Genomic DNA, 24254 nt, shown 5'->3' with positions numbered 1-24254 from the left:
TGAACAGGGTTAGCCTTACCGGAGTAACCAACCAGCCAACCTTACGGTTGCCCTATCCAGTCCACCATAGAGATGAAGCATGAATGACGACATAAAAAAACACGCTCGCGGCGTGTCAATAAAGTCGCGGTCACTTCGGCGGGAGGCTAATCCCGACACCTGAATTGGCAGGTGCGTTATCAATATAGACCAGGAAACTTTCTTTCGTCAACGGATTAAACCAAAACATGGTTTTTGACCTCTTTTTCAGCCATCAGAATGCGCTTGAATTTCTTCACCGCCTTCTCGTTGTAGCGAAAGGATTCCACTTGTTTGCTGCTGTGGCGAGATGTGTCGAGATAATATTCTCCGTATTCCTCGGTCTTCATGTGATTGTCGTTGGCGATACGGCCTATTTTGTTGGCTGAAACATGAAATATCTTCCCGACTTGCGTCGCACTATAGTGCTGTTCTTCAATCACAGGCAGAGGAATGACCTCATGCCCTGCGACACAGGGTTAATCAGTCCTGCAATCACTGCCTGGCGGGCAGTATCTGAAAGCCCTGTTGCCCACTGAAATGTTTTTTCAGCAATTTCCATTTGAATCTGCATGGCTCTGGCCTTACGGAACTCAGGTAAGCCACTCCCTGCGTCACGATGGGTTTTATTCATGCTATAGCTCCCCTGCTGTCGCAAGGTAGGCAACACCTCTTCACAGACCCAGTCTTGAACCCGTTCCGCCGAGGGCAATTTGCTTTTGAGTATCAGGCGGTACAGATCAGACTCTGGGGCAAGGATAATTCCCTTGGGTTTAAAACCTAAATTCAATTCTAGCGTCTGGCTAGAATTAAGTTTAATCAATAACTTACAGTTATCCTGTAAAGCTTCATGTGGGTTTTTATATCCCAGCGCCTTGGCCAATTCAACCGCAAAAAACACCGGCTTGCCTTGGTAAAGCATGCCTTGCAGTTGAATATTGGCCTCAGCAGATTGAAAAAGCATCAGGGGTGTTTTAAGGATATGAGACATCACACATTCTCCAGAGTGACAGGGTTGAGGTAAAAAAAGGACAAAGGATTGACTCGTCAAATTTTCGAGCAGGGCTGAGATTAAAAAAAGGGAATACATCGGGCATGCCCGTGATACCGATTATGGCATTGTTAAGAAAGTCATTTTGATTAATCTGGAGCGGTTTTTTATAAAACTTTATAATTATTTAAATTTTTTTAACAGTGCCATGATTGAGTGAAGCCCCCCCATATTTCAGATTTTGGCCTACCTTCCGTTTCAGCGTAAAATTTTAACTGTGATAAACTCATCACTAAAAAACCACCAATTCCAACTGATTGTACTTGGCTCCATGTGCTTTTTTCTAATCTCAAATTACCACATAAAATTAAGCACGGTTCATCTGGCAAGAACTGAAACGAACAATTCTTATATGCAATAGGAAACACGTCTTCTATTCCGTGACATATGCGTTGGTGTAGTCTGGCTGGCTTTTTAATAGCCTCATGTACAAACCGATTACGGAAATTTTTAACAACGAAAGCTCTCGAAAATGCTTGAATAATTTGGATATCAATGTGAATCATTGTGAATAACCTGAGTTAAAAAAAATGAGTGTATAGCTTTAAGACTGATTGTGTGAGCTTATAGGATGTTTCCTTTGATTTCCGTGCCGAGATAAAAAAACGCCTTGCACTTAACTGCAGAGTTTTTCGCACGGCACGCCGTCCTGGTTTCTGTCCAATGCACTCAGCCCACATTGTTGCAAATAAAACCGGGCTTCTTCACAGGAGGTCATTTGTGAGCAGGTGCTTTTAGCACCCCAGGTTCATGGGGCGGGTTCAGAGAGGAAAGGGGGGTGTTTCCTTTGGGTCCACCTCGACTTTCTCCATTCCCAGGGCGGGACGCGTTGTGACTCTGGCAGGGCCCACAGTCCCTTCTTCTCTTCCCGGGCCTGGGTTTCAAAGGCCAGCAAACGCGGGTCTCGACTGTGTTGTCGATACACCCAGGCATCGCCCTGTTTGACCATTTCCGCGTTAATCCACACCTCTCCCAGATACAGCTGAGCCAGGACTCGGCCATACCGGTCTTTTTGGTTTGAACGGGCGGTGAGGGTTTGATCGAAAACCAAATCAGCGAGCGCTTTTTTGGCTTGGTTTCCATAAGGCTGGCCAATTTCTGGCGTATCTATTTCTGCCAGTCGAATTTTAATCTGCTTTTGTTCAGGGGTCAGCAGAATGAGCGTATCGCCATCATGAACGCTGACCACGCGTCCCGTGATGTCATCCGCCCACGAGAAAGCGCTCAACAAACCCGTGATGAGCAGAATCAGGATGTTTTTCATCATAGTAAAATTCCTTTTGAATAAATATATACTACAGTAGTAGTTCGTATAGAAATTAAAGCGAAAACAACATTGATAATTAGCGCCCTCAACCGAAAGGGAAAGGATTATTTTCTGTAGAAAAAATTTAGCTTCTGGCTGCTTAAAAAAATAAACACACCACTTTCCCCTATTACATCTTTTCCTTAATTGCCACACAACCTTTCTTACTTCTTAACTCATATTAACGCAGTTAAGTAAGCTATCGGGCCAGTTTTTTTATCAATTGAAATGAGCGTTTTTTTGAAGTTTTATTAAATAATATTGAATATATTATTGATAATAAAAAATTAATTTTTAATTATCGTTTTTGAGTGATTTAGCTATGAAACGCCATTTCAAGGCGAGGCGACGAAAATATATAAGGTCTAAAAGCATGTTCAGTATTCAAGCATCAATAAAAAATATTTCGTTAGCAAATGATCAGACAAGCATTACATCATACAGCAACAGGCCCCTATTATTGAGGTACCGAAATGTGAAGTGAGAAAGTTAGTAAAAAATTTCAAGTTAAGTATTAAACCGCTTGTAGAAAATTCATTAGAATTTGGAGAGTTTTTTGCAATAAGAGCGCACGAAGCTCTTACACACGCAGATCGTATAAGCGACAAAATCAAATCATCAACAAATAAAGTCTTTTCTTACCAGCTAGATAATAAAAGTGTTGGGTTAATAAGTGCTAATATTTTTCCTCAAGTAATCATCATAGAGCGCTTAGTAGGACACCCAGGTGTGCAGAATGCGGGTTATTTACTCATTGAGCACGTTTTAAGTTGTTCTAAATTACAAAATCCAATAGTTAAACTCATTGCTGCTAATGAAGTAGCTGAATCTGCTTATGCACGTATTGGGTTCAAATTTATGACTAACGAAGCTGGCATGTGCCTAGACTTAAATACACTTGATACACAAAAATTATGGAAAAAAATTGATAACAGATGGGTGTGTACTATGGCTGGAAATATTCCTAAATACTTGGCTAGTAAGCCATCCCGCTTAATTTGATACTCTCTTTGTTTTGTATGAATTGTTAAGACAGTTAAATCAGAGGATTTTCTATCTTTATTTTCGTTATCATTTCAGCCGATTTTCCCTTGATAAACAGAATTTCTGATTCTATTTAGATTCGCATCTTAACGGTGGTGATTATCCTTCACTACAAAGGAAATCATTACGTATGAAAAGCAACCTGATATTCCGTAACACTGTTCTTGAAACTATCTTTCACAACAAACAAATCTGGTTTACGTCTGCCCAGCTTGCTAAAGCTTTACAGTACTCTAGTTCTAAATCTGTCAGCCCCAAAACCGACGAGCGGTACAACAATAGTACACCATTCAAACATAACCTATTGATTTTTATCTGTAGTAAATCCCATCTAGCATAGGCGCAATGCAAAATCGATGGGGGAATATTTAAATCGGGCTGAGTTGCGATTCTTTCTTTTATGTGAGATTTTTTTAATCTTTTGATTTTTAAATATTTTATTCTGTATATTGCCTTTTGAGAAAAATCAAAAAGCGTTTGTTAAGTGAAAAAAATGTGACATTAATCTAAATTATGCCTTTGGCTGAAATGATATAAATCTACCATATTGTTTAATTGCAACTTATACATCATACGACTTTTATAAGTACTCACTGTTTTATGACTGATCTTCATTTGTTCTGCAATGTCGAGTATTTTCATTCCTTTGCTTAAACAGGATAAAACCTGTAATTCTTTCGTAGACAACTGATTAATTCTATCTGTTTCATCTGAAAAAGGCTTGCTGTCAGAAAATTCTGCGCGTTGCAAAGGAAAAAAACTATAACCCGATTCTATAGAACGTAAGGCATTTTTGAGTTCAGACAAATTATTGCGTTTACTAATAAAACCGTCTGCACCCGCTTGTTTACAACGGGTGATATAGTGAGCGTTGTCCTTCCCTGTCAAAACAAGTATCCCGCCTTTATACTCTTGATGACGTAAGCGGAGCACCAGATCAATGCCATTGAGAGAAAGAATATCAATATCAACCAAAATTAAATCTGGATTGAATTGTTTTACCTGCTGTAACGCTTCAAAACCGTCATCTACTTCGCCGACCACAGTGTAGTTTTCTTTTTCTAATAACATTCTAATCGCTAACCGAGCGACAGGGTGATCATCGACTATCAATATACTTGCCATATTCGTTCCTTCATCAGTTAATCAAAAAAACACACATAGTTTATAGAAGGTACACTTTAGGTTTACTGGGGCCTGTTTATAAAAAATCATTTAACATTACAAAATAATAGTACGATTGCCATAAACAAAAACTCGTTGGGCCAATACCAAAGATAAAGCCCTGCTTAATACATTTTTTTCTACATCTCGCCCCGCAAGCATCATATTTTCAGCTGTATAGGAATGATCTACATTAATCACATCTTGCATGATAATAGGACCTTCATCCAAACAGTGATTCACATAATGTGCCGTGGCGCCAATAATTTTGACCCCTCGTTCATATGCCTGATGGTAGGGACGGGCCCCGATAAATGCAGGTAAAAATGAATGGTGTATATTGATAATTCGATGAGGATAATGTGTGACAAAGGTAGGAGTGAGCACTCTCATATATTTTGCTAATACAATATAATCCGGATGATAGTGATCTATTTGAGTAATCAATTGCTGCTCATGTTGTTCACGATTCAACGCCTCGTGGCTAATAAAATGATAAGGCAGATCAAAACGCTCCGTTAAATTTCCAAGTTCATTGTGATTACTGATGACTGCCACAATTTCTGCATCCAGATCACCATAAGCAGTTTTGATTAAAAGATCACCTAAACAATGTGCTTCTTTTGTCACTAAAACCATAATACGTTGCCGACGGACAGTATGTAATTTTTGAAGCATGCCTATAGGTAATGTTTTTTCCAAATCAGCCAATAAAGCCACATTGTCGAAGATCCCTTCAAGCTCTGTCCTCATAAAAAAACGACCAGTGAGATGATCTACAAACTCACTGTTTTGAACAATATTGAGTTTATGTTCGTAACAAATATGCGTAATTTTGGCAATTAACCCTTTTGAATCAGGGCAAATGGTTTGTAATACTTTTGTTTCTCTTTTTTTTTTAACATGAATTATTTAGATCCTGAATTTGCTTGATATTAAAATTTATGGACTTATTTAGGAAAAAATTGAATGAAAATAAAAAAATCCCAACTTATATGATTAAATTATTTAAATATATTAATAAAATTTTTTTAAATTTCGCCTTAGAGAAAAATTCTCTTTTTAAGAAAATAAAAAATACCCTCTAGAAAAAAGAGAGTATTTTTGATAATGCCTCATCATTTTTTATGACTATAATGAATAAAATTCTTTATGATAAGCCGTCTTTTAATAAGAAGTCTTCTAATGATTTTTTCTTTTCTTCAAGCGCTTTTTTAATTAACGCAGGAGTACGACCTTGACCTGTCCAGGTCTTTTTTTCACCTTTTTCGTCAATATATTGATATTTCGCAGGGCGAATGGCGCGTTTTGTTTTAGCTGTTACTTTATTAGAAGTACTTATTTGCAATAACTCGTTAGGGTCAATACCCTCTTCAACTAAAATTGCCTTCATTTTTTCTAATTTACGTTTATATTCTTCTTTATCCTTTTTAGCCTTATTTTCTTCTTGTTTTCGGTCATTCACTACAGCCATCAATTTTTCAAGCATTTCTTCTAATGTTTCAAGACTACATTCACGGGCTTGAGCACGCAACGTACGTATATTATTCAGAATTTTTAAAGCTTCACTCATTGTTATAATCTCATATTTAAATAATATTAGAGGGTGTGTAAATAATAATAGAATGCTATTTTCTTTTCTGCAATAGCGAACTTTAAGTCAGTTCAAAAGTTTTACGCTTCTTAAAGCTAAAATTTTTTCAAATTCACTTTCAATTTAGATAAATTTTTACTTTTTGATAAAATGTTGTTTTATAAAAACATGATTTTATTATTAAATAATAAGTTTCCTTTATATTAATGTCTTGCTTTAAAGTTAATTTTTCTTTTTTAATATGATTAAGAAAAAAATTGTCTCAAATTTGTTAAATTAAATTAAATTAACTTAACTAAAAATCTACTGTCGAGCTTTTTTAATAAAAGACAAACTTAATTTTTTTTAAGTAGTTAAATTAATCGCATAGATTAATATGACTCATAACAAAAATAAACAAGTGATTTTTTATAAATACTTTTGATCCTGATCAGCAGGTTGATTTTTTATGTATTTTATCAATCTTATTATTTTTATAACAAGGGGCTAAAAAAATAAAACAATCGCTCAATGATGCTCTGCCAGACAGATCGTTTTTCCCACTGATCTTTTTCTAAAAGAACAGAATTTTTCACATAATCATTTTGCAGGCTGGCCAGATTTTCTCCAAAATCACGATCATCTATGGCAACAGTAATTTCAAAATTAAGCCATAAACTTCGCATATCGAGATTCACGGTTCCAATTAAGCTCAGCTGTTTATCTACCAAAACACTTTTACTGTGTAGCATTCCTCCTTGAAATTGATAAATTTTAACTTTGGCTTTTAATAAGTCAGCAAAAAAAGCACGGCTTGCCCAACTCACTATCATAGAATTGCTACGATAGGGAAGAATAATGATCACCTCTACTCCCCTTTGAGAGGCCGTACAAATGGCATGAAGCAAGTCTTCACTCGGGACAAAATAAGGCGTCGTCATAATCAGTTGTTCACGTGCAGAATACACTGCCGTTAACAGGGCTTGATGGATAATGTCTTCAGGAAATCCTGGCCCAGAGGCAATCACCTGAAGAGGGCCTGCTGTTTTATCATGCTCTTTAAGATCAATATTGTGACGGGAAAATTCAGGTAAAATGTGTTTACTGGTTTCCATTTGCCAGTCGCAAGCATAAACCATGCCGATGGCGGTCGCTATAGAACCCTCCATTCGAGCCATCAGATCAACCCATGGGCCCACCTTGTTTTTTTTCTTGGTATGATGAGAAGTATCGACCATATTCATACTGCCTGTGTACACAATGTAGTTATCAATCAGCACAATTTTGCGATGTTGTCTCAAATCCATACGACGAAAAAACATTCGTAATACATTCACTTTTAAAGCTTCGACAAGATGAATACCCGCATTCAACATCATTGTGGGATACTGGCTACGAAAAAAAGCTCGGCTTCCTGCAGAATCGAGCATGAGACGGCAGTTGACACCTCGACGTGCTGCCGCCATTAATGCTTCGGCAATGTCATCTACCCATCCCCCTACTTGCCAGATATAAAAAACCATCTTTATATCATGTCGAGCCTGTTGAATATCTCTTATCAATCTTTTTAACGTTTGCTCATTAGTAGTGAGGAGCTCTAATTGATGCGCCTTCATCGCGCCGATTCCTTGACGAAGTTCACAGAGCTGAAATAAAGGCGCTGCGACAGCACTATGTGGAGGAAAAAAGAGCTGTCTGGCGTCTTTTGATTGATTTAATGCGTTTGTTGTTAATGGCCATAAAGCTTTTGCTCTCAGCGCCCGAGCCTTACCTAAATTAAGTTCACCAAAAGAGAGATAAGCGATAATGCCGACTAAAGGAAAAATATAGATCACCAATAACCAAGCCATAGCAGAGGGAACGCCTCGTCGTTTAATTAAAATGCGTAATGTGATCCCTGCAATCAGTAGCCAATATCCAAATAACACAATCGAGCTGATAAAGGTGTAAAATGTGTTCATAAATAAATTACAATCCTTTTGTTTTGTGCATTTATCAAAATAAGTGAGTAAATTAATGACACAAATAATATTTTAAACATCATTGTCGGTATTTCATCTGCAAATGCTGAATTAGCACATGCTTTATCCGTCGGTTACGCTTCGAATTAATGTGGAATTAATGAAAAAGAGTTCAACCTTGAATTTAAGAAAAATATTAACTCTGAAGGGGTTAACGTTAAATATCGTTGTCGATTTTTTTATGAATAAACTAAAATGTTTAATGGCAATAAAAAAGGTGTGACGGCAATTTTTTAGGCATTCGTTTTTAATTAAGCCAATTTTTTATCATACTATCTATTCTATAAAGTTACCGGATTGAAAATCCTTGCGTAAAGAATCTTAAAACCAAAATTGCCAGATTTTTTTATTCAAAATAAGTTAATTTAAGAAAAAGAAAGTCAAATAAAACCTGAGATAAAAGTTTTGAAAATTTTATCATGTACAGCTATGCGATTTATCTTATATAATATCGAAGAGACAATCTTAACTCTGTTTTTTATTTTTGTCTTTTTATGTATCTTTAGCAATAAAAATATTTTTATACAAAATAAATAGGGTGTGCTATGAAAAAAACTTTAATATACAGTGTATTAGCAATGGGCTCAATGGTCGGTATTTCATCTGCAAATGCTGAATTAGAAAATTCTGTATCCGTAGGTTACGCTTGGAGTTCACTGGGGGTTGTCAACGAGAAAAATGATCTTGTAAAAACAAATAAAGATGCTGGCCCTAAAGGGATTAACCTTAAATATCGTTATGAGATAGATAACCAGCTAGGGATCATCACTTCTTTCACTTATTTAAGAAAAAAAGAAGACCTATCGGGGAAAATTGGGTCATCAGATATAAATAATTCATTAAATTTTAATTATTATTCTCTTTTAATAGGGCCAACTTATCGCTTTAATGAATGGGTGAGCGGCTATGCTGCATTAGGTGTCGTTCATTCAAAAGTAAAAGAAACAAATAAGTTCACAGATATTGATCAAAAATTTGATAACAAGAAAAACGGCTTTGCAGGTATGATAGGTGTTCAGGTGAATCCAATGCCAAATATTGTTATCGATGGTTCTTTTGAATATGCTAAATCTGTCTATGGAAAAAAAGCGAAGGTTTGGTCAATTGGCTTAGGCTATCGCTTTTAATTAAGCAAAATCATATTATTTATGAGCCACCGGAAGGTGGCTTTTTTTATCATTTGTTGAAAATTTTCCATAAAGAATGTTAAAACAAAATTTGTGGGCGCCTTTTTTAAAAGCTTGGCCTTTTTTATTTTCTTTAGGGTTGCATGTTTTTTTGATCTTTATGCTTTTGCATTTTTTTATTGAGATCCCACCCCCAAATTTAGCGTCTTCGTCTTTAAAAGTGCACATGAACTATCATGGAGCTTCTTTTTTAAAGCCCTCTTTTATCGAACAGCCCTCTCAAAAGTTTACAACACCAGCGGATCTTGTTGATTCTGCTAAACTGCGCTCATTACCGATTAAAAAAAATAAATATAGCCTGATAAAAAAAACAAAAAAACATCCCTCTAAAAAATCTGCCCCAAACAAAATGCCGGTGATAAAAAACGAAGCCTCTTCCGATCCCGATTTTTTGACTCAATCCATTCAAAAAAGAGAAGGTGATGTTGTTGAATCCAGCCAAACGGCTTCCTCTTCTACAGGAGCAGATACAGAGCCGGTATCGTTTAAAAAAGTGAAACCTGTTTATCCTGCACGAGCTTTGGCTCTCGGGATTGAGGGAAAAGTGAAGGTGCAATATGACATTGATGATCAAGGCAGGGTAAAAAATATACGTCTACTAGAATCTGATCCCCCTCATATTTTTGAACGTAGCGTCAAAACGGCGATGAAAAAGTGGAAATTTCAAGCGCATCCTTTTAAAAACCGTGTGACAGTGATTATTTTTAAGCTTGACAATAATCAAATGCCAGTCGAATAAAAGGCGAGATTTTCTAAAACTTTCAAACCACTTTTCAGTGGCTTTTTTCATGTCATTTTTTTTTATCAGTTTGATCGAGGTGCCGATAAATATAAACAACCGTCAACAAAGTGAACAAAAAAGTGGCCGCGGTCAAACCAAATACTTTGAAATTGACCCAAATTGATAGCGGAAACCAAAATGCAATATAAATATTAGTGATACCACAGATTAAAAAAAAGAGCGCCCAATACAAGTTCATTCTTGACCAAATGTGATCAGGTAAACTCAATTCTTTACCCAAAAGGCGTTGTATTAACGTTTTTTTAAATATCCACTGGCCGATAAGTAAAGCCGCAGAGAATAAAAAATAAATGATGGTCACTTTCCACTTAATAAAAATATCACTGTGAAAAATTAATGTCATGCTGCTCAATACCACGACAATAATTGTACTCACCAGCATCATGGTTTCTATTTTTCGATATTTTATCCAAACCAGAGCCAAAACGAAGAGGCTGGAAACAATCAATGCACCGGAAGCAACAAAGATGTCATATTTTTTATAAAAAATAAAAAATATGATTAACGGGATCAAATCTAAAAGTGTTTTCATTTTATGCCCGCAATAACATGTATAAACGAAATAAATAAACCAGTAAGAATGCCAATAAAAAATAATTTAAGGCGTTAAATATCAGTATCATCATATTGTGAGAAGAAATATTAAGGTGATTGATTGAGAGCAACAGCAAAAGCAGGAGTTTGGCGCTCCACCAGAGCAACATAGCTGGAATAATGAGACGAGCATGAGCAAATGCCATTTTACTGCTGCGGCTTATGGCCGAAAAAATCCCTACTTTTTCATTGATAAAAATAATAGGAGAGAACGAAACGCTCAGTGCGATAATAATGCCAGGAATAATAAAAGCGGTTAGTCCAAGTTGGATCAATAGTGTACAAATAAAAACCAATAAAAATAACTTAGGCAGTACAGGTAAGAAAGTAGACAGAGTTTTCAAAAATCTGACAGGGCGATTGTTTGATATCTCTATCATGATACTTAACATCCCTCCTATTAAAAGAACATGACCCAACAGCATTGAAAAAGTCGCGCAAGCGGATATTTTCAGTATTGCCATTTGCTGCTCAGGGCTCATCTGAGAGATCATCTGTTTAATCCCTATATTTTGAGCGTCAATCTGGTTTTTTGTGGTTTCTAGAATGTTCAGTTGTTCTTGGGTGGGTAAAAATAAATGATTAATCATGACGGTTGTTAATGCAGCGAATAATGTCAGCAATACAATCGTGAATAATTCATTTCGCAAAAAATTAAAACTGTCACGGTATAAGCGATTTGCCGTGATAGACATAGAAGCTCCTAAAAATCAACATAAAAAACGACGCATTATACTCTCGTTCAAGTACCTTGTGCCTTAAAAGTTCATATCATACGAATATTTTTGGATTTTTAAACAGGGTATTCACAGCTATGAGTTTTTTCGTTTGTTTTGATTGATTAAAAAAATGAATATAAAGGACTGCAGAGTAAAACCCCGGTCAATCCTTAGGTAGCCAGTATGCCTCGTGTTTACAGATGGGGGTAGAAAGAGGGTAAATAAAATACAGTCAAGGTAACGATAGGAAATAGCTTACAAACTTGACTGTACGTTTCATGATTTGAAAGCCAAGGGTATTTCGGATTACAAAGGGAGTATAATTGATAACTATGGCGGAGGAGGTGAGATTCGAACTCACGAACGGTTGCCCGTCGACGGTTTTCAAGACCGTTGCCTTCAGCCACTCAGCCACCCCTCCAAACGCGGATCGCACTATAAACACTGTCTACAGTGTTGTAAAGTAGTAGATAATTTTATTATTTTCAATTCTCTTCATCAGGAAAATTTTATGAAAAAAGTAGGTTTGATAGGTTGGCGCGGCATGGTTGGCTCGGTATTAATGCAACGTATGAAAGAAACCGATGATTTTAAACGCTTAGACCCGGTTTTTTTTTCCACAACAGAATCTCAAAAAGGTCAAGCCAATCCTGATTTTTCTCCTACAATGGGCAAAATACAAGATGCTCATCATATCGAAACATTAAGATCATTAGATATCATTCTGACCTGCCAGGGAGGGGAATATACCAACAGAGTTTATCCGAAATTGCGTGCCACAGGTTGGCAGGGTTATTGGATTGATGCCGCCTCTGCATTGCGGATGGAAAAAGACAGTGTTATAGCGCTGGATCCTGTGAATTTGAGCCTGATCGAATGTGCTTTAAATAGAGGGATTAAAACCTTTGTCGGCGGCAATTGCACCGTGAGCTTAATGCTGATGTCTCTGGGAGGATTGTTTAATGCCTCTTTGATCGAATGGGTTTCGTTTGCAACTTATCAAGCCGCTTCAGGGGCCGGGGCACGTCATATGCGTGAATTATTAACTCAAATGGGGCTTTTATATACAGAAGTAGCGTCACAGCTACAAGATCCCGCTGCAACGATTCTCGCAATAGAGCGCGAGATCATGGCATTGACACGGAGCGGCGATCTTCCAACGGACTGTTTCGAAGCCCCTTTAGCAACAAGTTTGATTCCGTGGATTGATATCGCTTCAGCAAATGGCCAGACTCGTGAAGAATGGAAAGCGGAGGTGGAAGCCAACAAAATTTTGAACAATAAAACGATGATCCCCATTGATGGCATATGCGTACGTATCGGCGCTTTGCGTTGCCATAGCCAGGCGATTACACTCAAACTAAAAAAAGATGTTCCTATCAAAGAGATAGAACAAATTCTGGGTTCTTATCATGAATGGGTCAAGGTGATTCCAAACAAAAAACAAACGACTTTAGACAGACTCACTCCGGCTGCGGTAAGCGGTACTCTTGATGTGCCCGTGGGTCGATTACGAAAACTAAGTATGGGACCCAAATATTTATCTGCTTTTACTGTTGGCGATCAACTATTGTGGGGTGCCGCTGAGCCTCTTCGGCGTATGTTGAATTTGCTATTGTGAAAGTTAAAAAAATAGAATTTAGTTGATTTTTAAAAAGCTCTAATATCGGTATGTTTTCAATCTTTAACAGGCCTACCGTATTCGTAAACCCTTTAGGATGAAAAATGAAAGACAGCGATATTGTCAAAAAAAGGCATATGTTAGATAAACAACATATCAAACTCACTTACATCACTCATTTTTACTGCAATCAAGCCAATATCAATTCTGTAGAGTCTTTATTGAGAGAGTATGAAAACTACCCTGATGATATTAAAGACCAGGTTGAATTTGTGATTGTGGATGATTGCTCTCCATTAAAATACAAAGTAAATCATTTTGATCTCAATATCACTTGGTTAAAAATCACTGAGGATATTGAATGGAATCAAGCCGGCGCAAGAAATTTAGGGGTTGTTTATGCAAAATCAGACAAAATTATTTTGATGGATCTCGATTGTAAACTGCCGGAAGACACCTTTAGATATCTCGTCAATGCAGGAAATCCTGAGCGATCTTTTTATCGGATTTATCGAACCGATCCTCAAACAAAAAAAGCATGTAGAGGGCATCCGAATGTCTTCTTTTTATCCAGAGCAAGATTTTTCAGGCTGTACGGATACGATGAGGAATTTGCGGGTCATTATGGTGCTGAAGATTATCGTTTTGTCAAATTTCATAAAGATCATGGATCAAAACCAAAATATCTGGCTAAAAAATTCAGGTGCATCGATCGCAATATAGATAGAGAAAAAAGTTATCATTCTTTGAACAGAGATCTTTCTCATAACACCCCTATAGATTTAAGAAAAAAGCTTGAAATCAGTCGATTCGGTAAAGAATACGGTCATAGTCGAATCTTTCTGAACTTTACATGGTCTATTGATACTATTTATTCTCGAACAGCTCCGATTCCTGTTCAAAAAAGATGGTGGAGGCCATTATGGTGGTTCCGCTATTTGTTTAGATGTTTCTCTGTGTAAAATACAGTATTTAAATTTAGGATCCTCAATGATATTTTCCGCTCCATTTTTAAATTACTTTACACCTCAAAACCGCTTCACTACATTTGCAACTGTGATCGCATTCTTGTTAGGTTTTTCTTTACCTACCTCTAATGTTTTAATGCATTTTTTGCTTGTATTGGCGTTACTCTGTGTTTTTTTGAGGCCTAATCGCCATTTCATAAAAATTTTAGCTAAAAATCCTCTTGTTTGGTTACCTGCTGTCTTGTTTTTATTGTTGCTTCTCTCACTCCTGACTCAGTACGATGTCTATGGAGTCAAGATGATCTATAAATACAAAAAACTATTATTTATTTTGCCCCTTTCTCTTTTTTTTTTAATGTCTCGATCGTTGTCCAAACAGTTTGTAAAAGGATTTTTATTAGCGAATGCCATTATTTTATTTACCAGTTTTCTCATCTGGGAATTTGATCTTCCGTTGGGCACAGGCTACCTGAGCAATCCCACTGTTTTTAAGATGCATATCACCCAAAATTTTTTTATGGCCTTGGCCGTGCTGATCTGGTTGCAACAAACTTTTCATCATAAAGGAATAAAATCTGGCGGGTATGCATTACTGACTTGCCTGGGTGTTTATAATATCTTTTTCATGGTGCAAGGTAGAACAGGGTATCTTGCTTTAGTAGTTGCTTTTTTTACCTGGATTTTTTTATCCTGCTCTAAAGTGCATCAATTGAGAATGATCATAGTTGCGCTTATTTTAGGCGCTGTTCTTGTCATTGTGCCAAATAAGGCAAACGTCCGTATACATACTGCCATAAAAGAAATCCAAACATGTTTGGCCGCATCACAGCCAAATTTACTTGAGGCCTGCGGTACTTCAATGGGCTTACGCACAATGTTTGCATTACGTTCCTGGCAACTCATAAAGGAAGCGCCGATTTTAGGCCACGGTGCAGGTTCATTTGAGCATGTTTCTAAGCAAGGCAATTTCATCATTCATAATCCGCATAATGAATATTTAATTCAAACCCTTCAATCAGGATTGCTCGGGCTGACTGTTTTTCTTGTGTGGATGTGGTGTTTTTTTCGCTCGGCCTGTCAACAACCGAGTGAAATCAAGAATATGTTTATCGCGGTACTGATGAGTTATATGGCTTGCCATTTCTTTAATTCATTTTTGCTAGATTCTTCTGAAGGACATTTATTTGTGATTCTTACTGCGATATTAGCCAGTCGCTCTGTCCACTTTAAAACACAACATCACAATCAAAAAAACGTGGATATCGGAATTCATTAACATGAATGATGTTACGTTCATTTTTATTCCCATGAAATCAATAGTGAATTGACGATGACTCAAGATGAAATGAAAAAAGCCGTCAGTTTGGTGGCTTTAAATTATGTAAAATCGGACATGATAGTCGGAATAGGAACAGGTTCAACGGTCACCCACTTTATTCATGCTCTAGGCTCCATCAAAGAACTCGTCAAAGGAGCCGTTTCCAGCTCTGAGGATTCCACCAGAAAACTCAACAATATCGGTATTCCTGTTCTAGATACCAATGAGGTAGATATTATTGATATCTACGTAGACAGTGCTGATGAAGTCAATCACCATAAGCAGATGATCAAAGGAGGAGGCGCGGCATTGACTCGTGAAAAAGTCATTTCGAGCATGGCGAAAAAATTTATTTGTATTGTGGACCATACAAAAAAAGTCAACATATTAGGTCAATTCCCCTTACCAATCGAAGTGATCCCAATGGCGCGCTCTTATGTCGCTCGTGAGCTAGTAAAACTAGGGGGATTACCCGAATATCGCCAAGGGGTAATCACCGATAATGCGAATATTATATTGGATGTCCGCCATTTAAATATGGCCCATCCCATCCATTTGGAAAATAAAATTAATGCAATTGCAGGGGTCGTCACCGTAGGGCTATTTGCACTTCGGCCAGCAGACCTTGTTTTAATTGCAACATCCAATACTGTCGAAATCATGGAGTGATATCTTTTGGCAACATTGTCACCTGAAAAAAGCGAAATTAAATTTTTATTACTAGAAGGGGTTCATCAAACTGCTGTCGATCATTTAAAAGCAGAAGGTTATTCTCATATTGAATATCATAAGGGGTATTAGATAAGCTTTCATTGAAAGCGGCCATTCGTGATACTCATTTTATAGGCATTCGTTCACGCACGGATCTCTGCGAAGAAATTTTTGCTTCTGCAGAAAAACTTATATCAGTAGGATGTTTTTGTATTGGTACTAACCATGTTGATCTGAATGCTGCAGCAAAAAAGGGGATTCCCATTTTTAATGCGTCTTTTTCAAATACTCGTTCAGTGGCAGAAATGGCATTAGGTGAATTATTCATCATTTTGAGAGGGATCCCGGCTGCCAATGCAAAAGCACATCGGGGTGAATGGTACAAGCAATCTTCAAGTTCTTATGAAGTACGAGGTAAAAAGTTAGGCATCATAGGCTATGGCCGTATCGGCATGCAATTAGGGATTTTGGCAGAAAGTGTCGGGTTGCAAGTTTTTTTCTATGATTGATATAGAGCAAAAATTGCGGGTGGGCAATGCTCAACAAGTCGCTGATCTTCGTGATTTGTTAAACATCAGCGATGTGATCAGCTTGCATGTTCCAGAAACAGCCATGACTGAAAATATGATCTCAGATAAGGAATTGGCTCAAATGAAACGGGGATCACTCCTCATCAATACGTCACGTGGTAAGGTCGTTAATATTGATGCTCTATACAATGCTTTAAAAAATCAGCATCTGGCGGGAGCAGCAATAGAAGTTTTTCCTGAAGAGCCTTCCAGTAGAGACGAACCTTTTCAGTCGAAGCTTCGTGAATTTGATAATGTGATCCTGACTCCTCATATCGCTGGCTCAACAGAAGAAGCCCAAAAAAATATCGGCAATGAAGTAGCAGTGAAACTGATGAAATATTACGATAATGGCTCTACACTTTCTTCTGTGAATTTTCCGAAAGTCTCTTTGCCTTATCATCGCAAAAACACCCACCGCTTATTACATATTTATCAAAATCGTCCTGGCATTTTAAATCAGATTGATCAAATTTTTTTTTGAGCAAAAAATAAAAATTTCAAATCAATATTTACAAAAAAATGCGCAAGTCGGCTATGTGGTGATTGATGTTGAAACTCAGACATCCGATAAAATAAAAGAAACAGCGCGTTTAATGAAGGAGATCGACGGGACGATTAAATTGCGGTTATTTTTTTAAAAAACAGGCTGAATTAAGATGGCCTCTGCCAGATTTTGCTCGGTGTCATAATCTCTGGCAGTGGAATATCCCACTTAGCGATAGGAAAATTCTTCACCCGTTGACAATCATGTGCTAAACCAATTGGATATGGGCCTTTTGATACAGCCTTTTGAAGGGTTCGGTCATAAAATCCTCCTCCCATACCTAAACGCTGTCCATTTTTATCAAAAGCCACTAATGGCACAAACAGGATATTGAGCTTTTCAAAAGGTATTACCTGTGTCGGCTCTAATGGCGGTTCAAAAATATTCCATTTGTTCCTGATCAGAGGCGTGCTTTTATGATAGGGGACAAACAGCAAATGAGCTTCCAGAACAGGATCCACTACGGGTAAATACACTTTTTTGTTCTGTTGCCAAAGATATTCGATGAGAGGCTGTGTAGGAATTTCACCGTCAAAAGAAAGAAAAACACCGATATGTTGTGCGAGAGAGATTTTTTCATGTATCGATACATGTTGAATTACGGATTGTACCGCTGATCTTTGTTTTTCTTCACTCAATAAGCGTCGATGCTCACGCATTTGAGATCGAATTTTTTGTCTAAGAAGAAGATTCTCTTCTGTCAGAGGAAAATTTATCAATATGACCGAACACCTATACCCAGTAAACCTGCAAGTACTGATTTTTAAATTAATTAAATAATCAGTAATTTTTTATTAAAAATAATAATTTTAGACACGATTGGGGTATTTTATTTTTTCACCATTGTGAATGGCTATCACTATATAGCGTATCAATAAATTAAAAGGGGTCTCCAAGATGCCGCTGCGAGCTTTGGCCCTTGAACCCTTGGTTCAAGGTGAATATAGCGTCATAACCTTTAGGCTTCCTGGCGAACCAAGCATGCTCACGAGTTAAGAACACCATATTTTTTTATATTCAATATCGGCTCAGGGGACTGACCCGCTGGCAAACATCCTAGAGATATATTGTCGTACTGATTTAAAAATTAACTAAAAGACAAAAAAATTGTGCTGCAAGAAGCTCAAAACCATTATCTTTTATTTATTCAAACGGTGAAGCCGTTATTTTCGACACAGAAACCTGATCACACAAAGCGTCATCAATGGTTTTTTGAAGTAATCTCATACGTTCATCCATGCTGGATGCAAACGAACAGGCTTTCGTTTTTTCTTGATTCAATTCGTAACAAAGATTCAAGGCAATAACAAAAACCAGCTGCTCAGCTCCAATGGCTTTCGTACGCATTTTGAAATCTTGAAACCGTTGATTTAGCTCTTCTGCCGCTTCATGTAAATCTTTTTTTTGTTCTTCCGGACAATTCACTCGGATTAAACGACCAAAAACTTCAATATCCACGGGTTGTAGTTCTACAGACATACTTGCGTTTTTGCCTCGTTTTTCTATGAAGTCGCTCAGTTAAAGTGTCGGAAACATGTTTCAATCAATATCTGAATTTTTTCAATATGTATTATTCAGTATTCACTTAAGTAATCATATTTTATTTAAAACAATAATCAAGGATTTTCAATGCCGAGAAAGAAAGCGGGTTAAATATAGTATTGTTAGGCTCCTAATACTTGCGCTCCTTACCAAAAAAACTACCCGATCACCGCAACACCAATGACTCTATGAAGATTATCTGTCTTTAAAATTACGTCTTGTTCCGACAGAAATGCATCATATATAATTTTTCATCTGATACCATTAGATGCATCTTTAAATTGCACGCAATAATTATTCCCATCTTCATTTCGAAGAACAAAATTCGAGACAGGCCATTCATCTTTATCGATAAATTTTATAATTCTGCCTACCAAGATCATATCTTTGCCTTCAACAGAAGCGCATTCCAGGTCATTTGCTAGATTGGCAAACAATTTCAATGGTAAAATCATCATCATGATAAATTGAATGTATCTCATGGGTTCCTTCCTTTTTTTAGAAAAAACACATCGTTCGTTAATGAAAAATTACTTTTTAAATAAAAAACAGTTTTTAATAAAACGGCTCAATAATGCAGGAATCAGTGGCTAAGGATATCATATGATCTATCAATCTTTATTTTCTCACCAAGCTTCTTTACCTTCTGAGCAGTTACCATTCACTGTGATTTTGCTCAATGACTGGGGGTTGATCAGAGTCACAGGAAAAGATCGAGTGAAATATCTTCAAGGGCAAATCACTCTAGATGTTCCCCTATTGAAGGAAAATCAACATATCTTAGGGGCACATTGTGATCCTAAAGGAAAAATATTAAGCACGGTACGCTTGTTTCATTATTTAAAAGGCCTGGCTTTTATCACTCGGAAAAGCCTATTACATGATGAACTAATGGAACTTAGAAAGTATGCTGTCTTTTCTAAAGTGGAGATAGACATCGCTGAAAGCACCGTTTTATTAGGGATAGCAGGTGATCAAGCAAGAAAAGTATTGAAAAACTGCTTTGAAAAATTACCGACAGAAACGGAGCCTGTTGTGCACGAAGATGATTACAGTCTATTGCATTTCTCTTCACCCAGAGAACGCTTTTTGCTGGTATCACAAGCGTTCAAAGAGGGTGATTTTTTGATCCAGAAACTCCAAGATCAAGCCGTATTTAGAAGCAGTGAACAATGGCTAGCATTAGATATTGAATCGGGTTTCCCTATTATAGACGCGAAAAATAAAACGCAATTTATTCCTCAGGCTGCCAATTTGAAGGCTTTAGGGGGGATCAGCTTTACCAAAGGTTGTTATACAGGGCAGGAAGTCGTCGCAAGAACAGAATATAGGGGCGTGAATAAAAAAGCGCTTTATTGGCTGACAGGCAAAGCATGTCGGGTCCCTGATGTGGGTGAAGCTCTCGAAATTCAGATGGAAGAGGACTACCGAAGAACCGGTGTTGTGTTGGCAGCCGTAAAACTTCAAGATGGCAGTTTATGGGTGCAGGCGATATTAAATCATGATTTCCAGAAAGACTCCATATTGAGGGTTAAAGGTGATGAGAACGGGAGGCTAATGATATCTCATAGATCTTTTAAAAAATTTGAACCTTCATCTAATCCCATAGCGTGATGAAAAAATTTTGATTTAATGCTCGGACATTGATTGACCAGACTGATTCCCGTATTACGGATCCACTTTTTAATAGGCTTATCTCCTGAAAATAATACACCGAAACCCTGCATGGCAGCTAACATGAAAGCCGCGCTTTGCTTTCGCTGGCGTTCATAACGACGTAAATAAGGATAATGCCCGATTTCTTTGCCTTGCGTTTTCAAGCGTTGTATTTCTGAAATTAACTCTGCGACATCCATAAAACCCAAATTAACACCTTGCCCTGCCAGAGGATGAATGGTATGAGCTGCATCACCGACCAATACCAGACGATGAGCTGCAAAGCTACGTGCATAACGAGCTTTTAATGGGAAAGTCTGTCTTTGCCCTTGAAGTTCGCAGAGCCCTAAACGCATATCAAAGGCGACCGCCAAAGATTGATTAAATTGTGCTTCAGGACATTGTAAGAAATGAGTCGATTGATTAAAAGGCAATGACCATACAATAGAACTTAAATGCGCCTCCTCTAAGGGTAAAAAAGCCAAAATTCCATCCTCATAAAAAATTTGGCGAGCCGTTTGCTGATGAGGTTGTTCAGTCCGAATCACAGCGACTAATGCATGTTGATGATAGTCCCAAAAAGTAACAGGGATCGCTGAATATTGACGCAACCATGAATGGGCCCCGTCCGCTGCAACAACGAGGCGAGCGCTCAACAAACGCCCATCCGCCAAGGTTACAAAAGCGGCATCTTCACTCCAGGCCACCTGTTGAAAATGGGCAGGGGCCAATAAAGTGATATGATCTGACTCAGTGGCCTTTTGCCAAAGTGCTTGCTCAATAGCCTGATTTTCAATGATGTAACCAAGATGATGACAACCCTGCTCCTGAGCGTGAAAAAAGATTTTCCCGAAGCTATCTTTATCCCAAACTTCCATACTGGTGTAAGCGCAGGCGCCCTGCACCAAAATTTGATCCCAAATGCCTATATACTTAAGCAATTGTTCGCTCGCTGCATGAATAGCAGATACGCGTAAAGCCTTATCCCTCGAAAAAAGAGTTTTTTTGTGCTCTAGTGAATCCTTTTCCAAAAGAGCAACACTCAAGCCTGTACCCTTTAGGCCACAAGCCAAAGCCAAACCCACCATGCCACCACCAGCAATAACAATATCAACAGATTGCATCTATTTTTTCTCCTTTGCCGATTTATTAAACCTCTTATAACAATAATGAAGTCTGTGAATTAAAAACGAACGCGTACAGAATCGAGCGTGTGAATAATTCAGTGGGATTGTAATCAATAGTTGAATTTTTATAGAATAAAACTTAAATAGTATTCAATTTGAATTCTTACCTCTATTTTTTTATAAAACGTGGCATTTTTTAAAAATGATGAAAAATCGATCTTTATTAACAAAACAGGAATCTATTCTTTTCAGAAAATCGATAAAGGGTACGAAAAAACTACATCAGGATACTGTTTTTCATTCTCATTTTGAACGATCCAAAATAAATGAAACAAAAGCAATACGCTTCCGACAAGAACAAATGAATGCTATCTCTTATTTTTCTGATCAATGCCCGGTATTTTGGAAGGAGGGGGAACCAGTTGAATATATTCAGCCAGATATTGAGCTCAATGAAATTTCAAAACTGATGAAAGAAGATTACCTTCCCGATATATTGCTTGATTTGCACGGATTAACGCAAAGACAAGCCAAAGAAGCATTAGGCAGTTTAATCGCTTACAAACGCCAAAAAATAGAATGTGTCAATGTAATACACGGCTACGGGCGAAATATTTTAAAAAAAAATACTCCCTTATGGCTTATGCAGCATCCTAAGGTATTGGCTTTTCACCAAGCGCCAAGAAGGTGGGGTGGATCTGCCGCTTTATTGGTACTCATCAAATAGACAGCATCTTATAATTGATTAAAAATATCAATTAACTAAACCGCTTTGCTGACCTTACTTCGCCCCTCTTTTTGCTCATTGTTTTCATAAGCTCCAGAGCGTGTCGCCTTTGAACAGTTTACAAATTCAATTAACACCACAATTAAATCAGGTTAACATATATTTCTTTTGCTCTTAGCTGAGGTTTTTCCCGTGCCTGATATGAAACTTTTTTCTGGTAATGCCATTCCTAAACTGGCTCAACGTGTGGCTAATCGCTTATATACAAGTTTAGGCCAGGCGACGGTCGGTCGTTTTAGTGATGGAGAAGTGAGCGTACAAATTAACGAAAATGTGAGAGGCGATGATATTTTCATCATTCAATCTACTTGCACTCCTACTAACGATAATCTTATGGAATTGGTCGTTATGATCGATTCCTTACGTCGCGCTTCAGCGGGGCGTATTACAGCGGTAATTCCTTATTTTGGCTATGCTCGCCAGGATCGTCGTGTCCGTTCTGCTCGTGTCCCGATTACTGCAAAAGTGGTGGCGGATTTTTTATCCAGTGTGGGAGTCGATCGTGTATTGACAGTCGATCTACACGCAGAACAGATACAAGGTTTTTTTGACGTTCCTGTTGATAATGTATTTGGTAGCCCTGTTTTAATCGAAGACATGTTGCAACAAAATTTAGCAAACCCTATTGTGGTCTCTCCAGACATTGGGGGAGTTGTTCGTGCCCGTGCTATCGCAAAATTATTGAATGACACCGACATGGCCATTATCGATAAACGCCGGCCTAAAGCGAATGTCTCTCAGGTAATGCATATCATTGGAGATGTGGCAGCTAGGGATTGTATCTTGGTTGACGATATGATTGACACTGCGGGCACTTTGTGCAAAGCGGCTGAAGCTTTAAAGGAAAGGGGGGCAAAACGGGTTTTTGCTTACGCGACACATCCTGTTTTTTCTGGGGAGGCGGCGAAAAATATCAAAAATTCATTGGTAGATGAAGTGGTCGTTTGTGACACTATTCCCCTTTCCAAGGAAATCAAAGCTTTAAACAACGTTCGAACTTTAACTTTATCCGGTATGCTGGCAGAAGCGATTCGGCGAATCAGTAACGAGGAATCTATTTCAGCGATGTTTCAACATTAATCACTCCCAGATTTTTTCTCTTTTTTCAGGATGACAGATGAGCAATATTAAACTTATTGTTGGTTTGGCAAATCCAACGGCTGAATATTCCCAAACCCGCCATAATGCGGGGGCTTGGTATGTGAAACAGCTTTCAGAACGTCATAACCTATCATTAAAAAAATCACCAAAATTTTTTGGTTACACAGGGCGATTAAAAATCGCAAACCAAAACGTACTTTTGATGATCCCCGATGTTTTCATGAATTTGAGTGGTACCGCGGTCTTTGCCATAACAAAATTTTATCAAATTTTGCCAGAAGAGTTATTAGTGGCACACGATGAGTTAGATTTTTTACCAGGGCAAGCCAAATTTAAAACAGGCGGCGGAAATGCGGGACACAACGGCTTAAAAGATATTCAGAAAAAACTCGGCAACAACAGCGAATTTCATCGTTTACGAATTGGTATTGGTCATCCCGGTGACACCAGCAAGGTTGTAGGCTTTGTGCTTGGTAAGCCCCCTGTCAGTGAAAAAAAATTAATTGATCATGCGATTGATGAGTGCCTCACTTTCACTGAAATTTTATTTAAAGAAAATATGATAAAAGCGGTACATCACTTACATTCATCAAGCCTAAATAAAAAATAATCTTAATGCAGGCATAAAAATACATGTCTAAAACACTGACACAAAATTTTATCATTTCGTGTAGAACAATGGTAGAAAATGATCTTTTAATATCAAAAATTAATTCAATTTTTCAAAGTATTTCGCATAATTGAAATCTAAATGTTTACAAACGCATTTTTTGTTTGGAGACTCGGTGTTTATTAAGTATCTTTGCAACTTAATAATTAGCGTTACTT

Annotated in this window: 25 protein-coding genes, 1 tRNA gene, 1 other RNA gene and 1 pseudogene; 12 read left to right on the top strand and 16 right to left on the bottom strand. The window is 37.6% G+C overall.

Going from position 1 to position 24254, the window contains the following annotated elements; translation table 11 throughout:
* Positions 1-215: 215 nt before the first annotated feature.
* From AACL23_RS07155 to AACL23_RS07145, 4 genes are all read right to left on the bottom strand, one after another.
* Positions 216-461: a hypothetical protein gene (locus AACL23_RS07155; RefSeq protein ID WP_234817440.1), complete on the bottom strand. Its 246-nt coding sequence runs from the start codon at positions 459-461 to the stop codon at positions 216-218.
* Positions 458-1009, bottom strand: a complete 552-nt coding sequence (locus AACL23_RS07150; RefSeq protein ID WP_234817439.1) for a BRO-N domain-containing protein — start codon at positions 1007-1009, stop codon at positions 458-460. Before AACL23_RS07150 ends, AACL23_RS07155 begins: the two co-directional genes overlap by 4 nt.
* Before the next feature lie 676 nt (positions 1010-1685).
* Complete coding sequence (locus AACL23_RS10275) at positions 1686-1787, bottom strand: excalibur calcium-binding domain-containing protein (protein ID WP_100097015.1); 102 nt, start codon at positions 1785-1787, stop codon at positions 1686-1688.
* 30 nt (positions 1788-1817) lie between these two features.
* Positions 1818-2336, bottom strand: coding sequence for a thermonuclease family protein (locus AACL23_RS07145; RefSeq protein WP_234810985.1), 519 nt, complete (start codon positions 2334-2336; stop codon positions 1818-1820).
* Positions 2337-2855: 519 nt separating this feature from the next.
* Between AACL23_RS07145 and AACL23_RS07140 the strand changes: the two genes are divergently transcribed.
* Positions 2856-3377 carry a hypothetical protein gene (locus tag AACL23_RS07140; RefSeq protein WP_100097014.1) on the top strand — a complete coding sequence of 174 codons (522 nt, stop codon included), beginning with the start codon at positions 2856-2858 and terminating at the stop codon, positions 3375-3377.
* Positions 3378-3920: 543 nt separating this feature from the next.
* Here AACL23_RS07140 and AACL23_RS07135 read toward each other — a convergent pair.
* The 4 genes from AACL23_RS07135 to cls form a co-directional block, all read right to left on the bottom strand.
* A complete protein-coding gene (locus AACL23_RS07135) occupies positions 3921-4544 on the bottom strand; it encodes a response regulator (RefSeq protein ID WP_100097012.1) in 624 nt (207 codons plus the stop codon).
* Between the two features lie 96 nt (positions 4545-4640).
* The gene (gene purU, locus AACL23_RS07130) at positions 4641-5492 is read right to left on the bottom strand and encodes a formyltetrahydrofolate deformylase (RefSeq protein ID WP_015874373.1); all 852 of its coding nucleotides are present in this window, start codon (positions 5490-5492) and stop codon (positions 4641-4643) included.
* Between the two features lie 241 nt (positions 5493-5733).
* On the bottom strand, positions 5734-6156 hold the full coding sequence (locus AACL23_RS07125) for an H-NS family nucleoid-associated regulatory protein (protein ID WP_015874375.1): 423 nt from the start codon (positions 6154-6156) through the stop codon (positions 5734-5736).
* A gap of 494 nt (positions 6157-6650) precedes the next feature.
* Positions 6651-8117: a cardiolipin synthase gene (cls, locus tag AACL23_RS07120; protein ID WP_339050901.1), complete on the bottom strand. Its 1467-nt coding sequence runs from the start codon at positions 8115-8117 to the stop codon at positions 6651-6653.
* A gap of 605 nt (positions 8118-8722) precedes the next feature.
* Between cls and AACL23_RS07115 the strand changes: the two genes are divergently transcribed.
* The gene (locus AACL23_RS07115; protein ID WP_171967806.1) at positions 8723-9304 is read left to right on the top strand and encodes an Ail/Lom family outer membrane beta-barrel protein; all 582 of its coding nucleotides are present in this window, start codon (positions 8723-8725) and stop codon (positions 9302-9304) included.
* 226 nt (positions 9305-9530) lie between these two features.
* Positions 9531-10103, top strand: a complete 573-nt coding sequence (locus AACL23_RS07110) for a TonB family protein (protein WP_235661234.1) — start codon at positions 9531-9533, stop codon at positions 10101-10103.
* A gap of 52 nt (positions 10104-10155) precedes the next feature.
* Here AACL23_RS07110 and AACL23_RS07105 read toward each other — a convergent pair whose 3' ends face one another.
* The 3 genes from AACL23_RS07105 to AACL23_RS07095 all read right to left on the bottom strand — a co-directional run bounded on the left by AACL23_RS07105 (position 10156) and on the right by AACL23_RS07095 (position 11900).
* Entirely contained in the window at positions 10156-10698 is a 543-nt protein-coding gene (locus tag AACL23_RS07105) for a septation protein A (protein ID WP_015874379.1), read from the bottom strand.
* 1 nt (position 10699) lies between these two features.
* Positions 10700-11455, bottom strand: coding sequence for a YciC family protein (locus AACL23_RS07100; RefSeq protein WP_100097007.1), 756 nt, complete (start codon positions 11453-11455; stop codon positions 10700-10702).
* Positions 11456-11812: 357 nt separating this feature from the next.
* Positions 11813-11900, bottom strand: a tRNA-Ser gene (locus AACL23_RS07095).
* 90 nt (positions 11901-11990) lie between these two features.
* On the opposite strand from AACL23_RS07095, the gene asd reads away from it, so the two are divergent.
* From asd to serA, 5 genes and pseudogenes are all read left to right on the top strand, one after another.
* Positions 11991-13100 carry an aspartate-semialdehyde dehydrogenase gene (gene asd / locus AACL23_RS07090; protein ID WP_100096980.1) on the top strand — a complete coding sequence of 370 codons (1110 nt, stop codon included), beginning with the start codon at positions 11991-11993 and terminating at the stop codon, positions 13098-13100.
* Between the two features lie 104 nt (positions 13101-13204).
* Entirely contained in the window at positions 13205-14062 is an 858-nt protein-coding gene (locus AACL23_RS07085) for a glycosyltransferase family A protein (protein ID WP_100096979.1), read from the top strand.
* A gap of 31 nt (positions 14063-14093) precedes the next feature.
* Positions 14094-15344 (top strand): O-antigen ligase family protein, encoded by a 1251-nt coding sequence (locus AACL23_RS07080; RefSeq protein WP_407079237.1) that lies wholly within the window; start codon positions 14094-14096, stop codon positions 15342-15344.
* A gap of 54 nt (positions 15345-15398) precedes the next feature.
* Positions 15399-16055, top strand: coding sequence for a ribose-5-phosphate isomerase RpiA (gene rpiA / locus AACL23_RS07075; protein WP_100096977.1), 657 nt, complete (start codon positions 15399-15401; stop codon positions 16053-16055).
* Positions 16056-16061: 6 nt separating this feature from the next.
* Positions 16062-17307 (top strand): annotated as a pseudogene (gene serA, locus AACL23_RS07070) (phosphoglycerate dehydrogenase).
* A 13-nt stretch (positions 17308-17320) separates the two neighbouring features.
* Here the strand turns inward: serA and AACL23_RS07065 are convergent.
* The 4 genes from AACL23_RS07065 to AACL23_RS07050 form a co-directional block, all read right to left on the bottom strand.
* Positions 17321-17932: a 5-formyltetrahydrofolate cyclo-ligase gene (locus AACL23_RS07065; protein WP_100096976.1), complete on the bottom strand. Its 612-nt coding sequence runs from the start codon at positions 17930-17932 to the stop codon at positions 17321-17323.
* A gap of 166 nt (positions 17933-18098) precedes the next feature.
* A non-coding RNA gene (gene ssrS, locus AACL23_RS07060) (6S RNA) lies at positions 18099-18279 on the bottom strand.
* Positions 18280-18356: 77 nt separating this feature from the next.
* On the bottom strand, positions 18357-18692 hold the full coding sequence (zapA, locus tag AACL23_RS07055; protein WP_015874387.1) for a cell division protein ZapA: 336 nt from the start codon (positions 18690-18692) through the stop codon (positions 18357-18359).
* A 314-nt stretch (positions 18693-19006) separates the two neighbouring features.
* Positions 19007-19237: a hypothetical protein gene (locus AACL23_RS07050; protein WP_234817434.1), complete on the bottom strand. Its 231-nt coding sequence runs from the start codon at positions 19235-19237 to the stop codon at positions 19007-19009.
* A gap of 121 nt (positions 19238-19358) precedes the next feature.
* Here AACL23_RS07050 and ygfZ point away from each other — a divergent pair, with 121 nt between their 5' ends.
* Complete coding sequence (ygfZ, locus tag AACL23_RS07045; RefSeq protein ID WP_015874390.1) at positions 19359-20369, top strand: tRNA-modifying protein YgfZ; 1011 nt, start codon at positions 19359-19361, stop codon at positions 20367-20369.
* Here the strand turns inward: ygfZ and ubiI are convergent.
* A complete protein-coding gene (gene ubiI / locus AACL23_RS07040; RefSeq protein ID WP_100096974.1) occupies positions 20321-21535 on the bottom strand; it encodes an FAD-dependent 2-octaprenylphenol hydroxylase in 1215 nt (404 codons plus the stop codon). The genes ygfZ and ubiI overlap by 49 nt on opposite strands.
* 208 nt (positions 21536-21743) lie before the next feature.
* Here ubiI and smrB point away from each other — a divergent pair, with 208 nt between their 5' ends.
* The 3 genes from smrB (at position 21744) to pth (ending at position 24036) form a co-directional block, all read left to right on the top strand.
* On the top strand, positions 21744-22265 hold the full coding sequence (smrB, locus tag AACL23_RS07035) for an endonuclease SmrB (protein WP_100097162.1): 522 nt from the start codon (positions 21744-21746) through the stop codon (positions 22263-22265).
* A gap of 192 nt (positions 22266-22457) precedes the next feature.
* Positions 22458-23405 carry a ribose-phosphate pyrophosphokinase gene (locus AACL23_RS07030; RefSeq protein WP_100096973.1) on the top strand — a complete coding sequence of 316 codons (948 nt, stop codon included), beginning with the start codon at positions 22458-22460 and terminating at the stop codon, positions 23403-23405.
* Positions 23406-23442: 37 nt separating this feature from the next.
* Positions 23443-24036, top strand: coding sequence for an aminoacyl-tRNA hydrolase (pth, locus tag AACL23_RS07025; RefSeq protein ID WP_015874395.1), 594 nt, complete (start codon positions 23443-23445; stop codon positions 24034-24036).
* Positions 24037-24254: the final 218 nt, after the last annotated feature.

It is taken from the genome of Candidatus Williamhamiltonella endosymbiont of Tuberolachnus salignus (assembly GCF_964019775.1).
In the GTDB taxonomy this organism is placed as follows: Bacteria; Pseudomonadota; Gammaproteobacteria; order Enterobacterales; family Enterobacteriaceae; genus Hamiltonella; species Hamiltonella defendens.
This window is presented reverse-complemented; position numbering and strand designations above follow the sequence as displayed.

Bases quoted from the DNA above. Each gene is read 5' to 3' on its own strand.
- AACL23_RS07150 (WP_234817439.1), bottom strand. From the start codon at position 1,009: ATGTCTCATATCCTTAAAACACCCCTGATGCTTTTTCAATCTGCTGAG.
- AACL23_RS10275 (WP_100097015.1), bottom strand. From the start codon at position 1,787: ATGACCTCCTGTGAAGAAGCCCGGTTTTATTTGCAACAATGTGGGCTG.
- AACL23_RS07145 (WP_234810985.1), bottom strand. From the start codon at position 2,336: ATGATGAAAAACATCCTGATTCTGCTCATCACGGGTTTGTTGAGCGCT.
- AACL23_RS07135 (WP_100097012.1), bottom strand. From the start codon at position 4,544: ATGGCAAGTATATTGATAGTCGATGATCACCCTGTCGCTCGGTTAGCG.
- AACL23_RS07125 (WP_015874375.1), bottom strand. From the start codon at position 6,156: ATGAGTGAAGCTTTAAAAATTCTGAATAATATACGTACGTTGCGTGCT.
- cls (WP_339050901.1), bottom strand. From the start codon at position 8,117: ATGAACACATTTTACACCTTTATCAGCTCGATTGTGTTATTTGGATAT.
- AACL23_RS07115 (WP_171967806.1), top strand. From the start codon at position 8,723: ATGAAAAAAACTTTAATATACAGTGTATTAGCAATGGGCTCAATGGTC.
- AACL23_RS07110 (WP_235661234.1), top strand. From the start codon at position 9,531: ATGAACTATCATGGAGCTTCTTTTTTAAAGCCCTCTTTTATCGAACAG.
- AACL23_RS07105 (WP_015874379.1), bottom strand. From the start codon at position 10,698: ATGAAAACACTTTTAGATTTGATCCCGTTAATCATATTTTTTATTTTT.
- AACL23_RS07100 (WP_100097007.1), bottom strand. From the start codon at position 11,455: ATGTCTATCACGGCAAATCGCTTATACCGTGACAGTTTTAATTTTTTG.
- asd (WP_100096980.1), top strand. From the start codon at position 11,991: ATGAAAAAAGTAGGTTTGATAGGTTGGCGCGGCATGGTTGGCTCGGTA.
- AACL23_RS07085 (WP_100096979.1), top strand. From the start codon at position 13,205: ATGAAAGACAGCGATATTGTCAAAAAAAGGCATATGTTAGATAAACAA.
- rpiA (WP_100096977.1), top strand. From the start codon at position 15,399: ATGACTCAAGATGAAATGAAAAAAGCCGTCAGTTTGGTGGCTTTAAAT.
- zapA (WP_015874387.1), bottom strand. From the start codon at position 18,692: ATGTCTGTAGAACTACAACCCGTGGATATTGAAGTTTTTGGTCGTTTA.
- AACL23_RS07050 (WP_234817434.1), bottom strand. From the start codon at position 19,237: ATGAGATACATTCAATTTATCATGATGATGATTTTACCATTGAAATTG.
- ygfZ (WP_015874390.1), top strand. From the start codon at position 19,359: ATGATCTATCAATCTTTATTTTCTCACCAAGCTTCTTTACCTTCTGAG.
- ubiI (WP_100096974.1), bottom strand. From the start codon at position 21,535: ATGCAATCTGTTGATATTGTTATTGCTGGTGGTGGCATGGTGGGTTTG.
- smrB (WP_100097162.1), top strand. From the start codon at position 21,744: ATGAAAAATCGATCTTTATTAACAAAACAGGAATCTATTCTTTTCAGA.
- pth (WP_015874395.1), top strand. From the start codon at position 23,443: ATGAGCAATATTAAACTTATTGTTGGTTTGGCAAATCCAACGGCTGAA.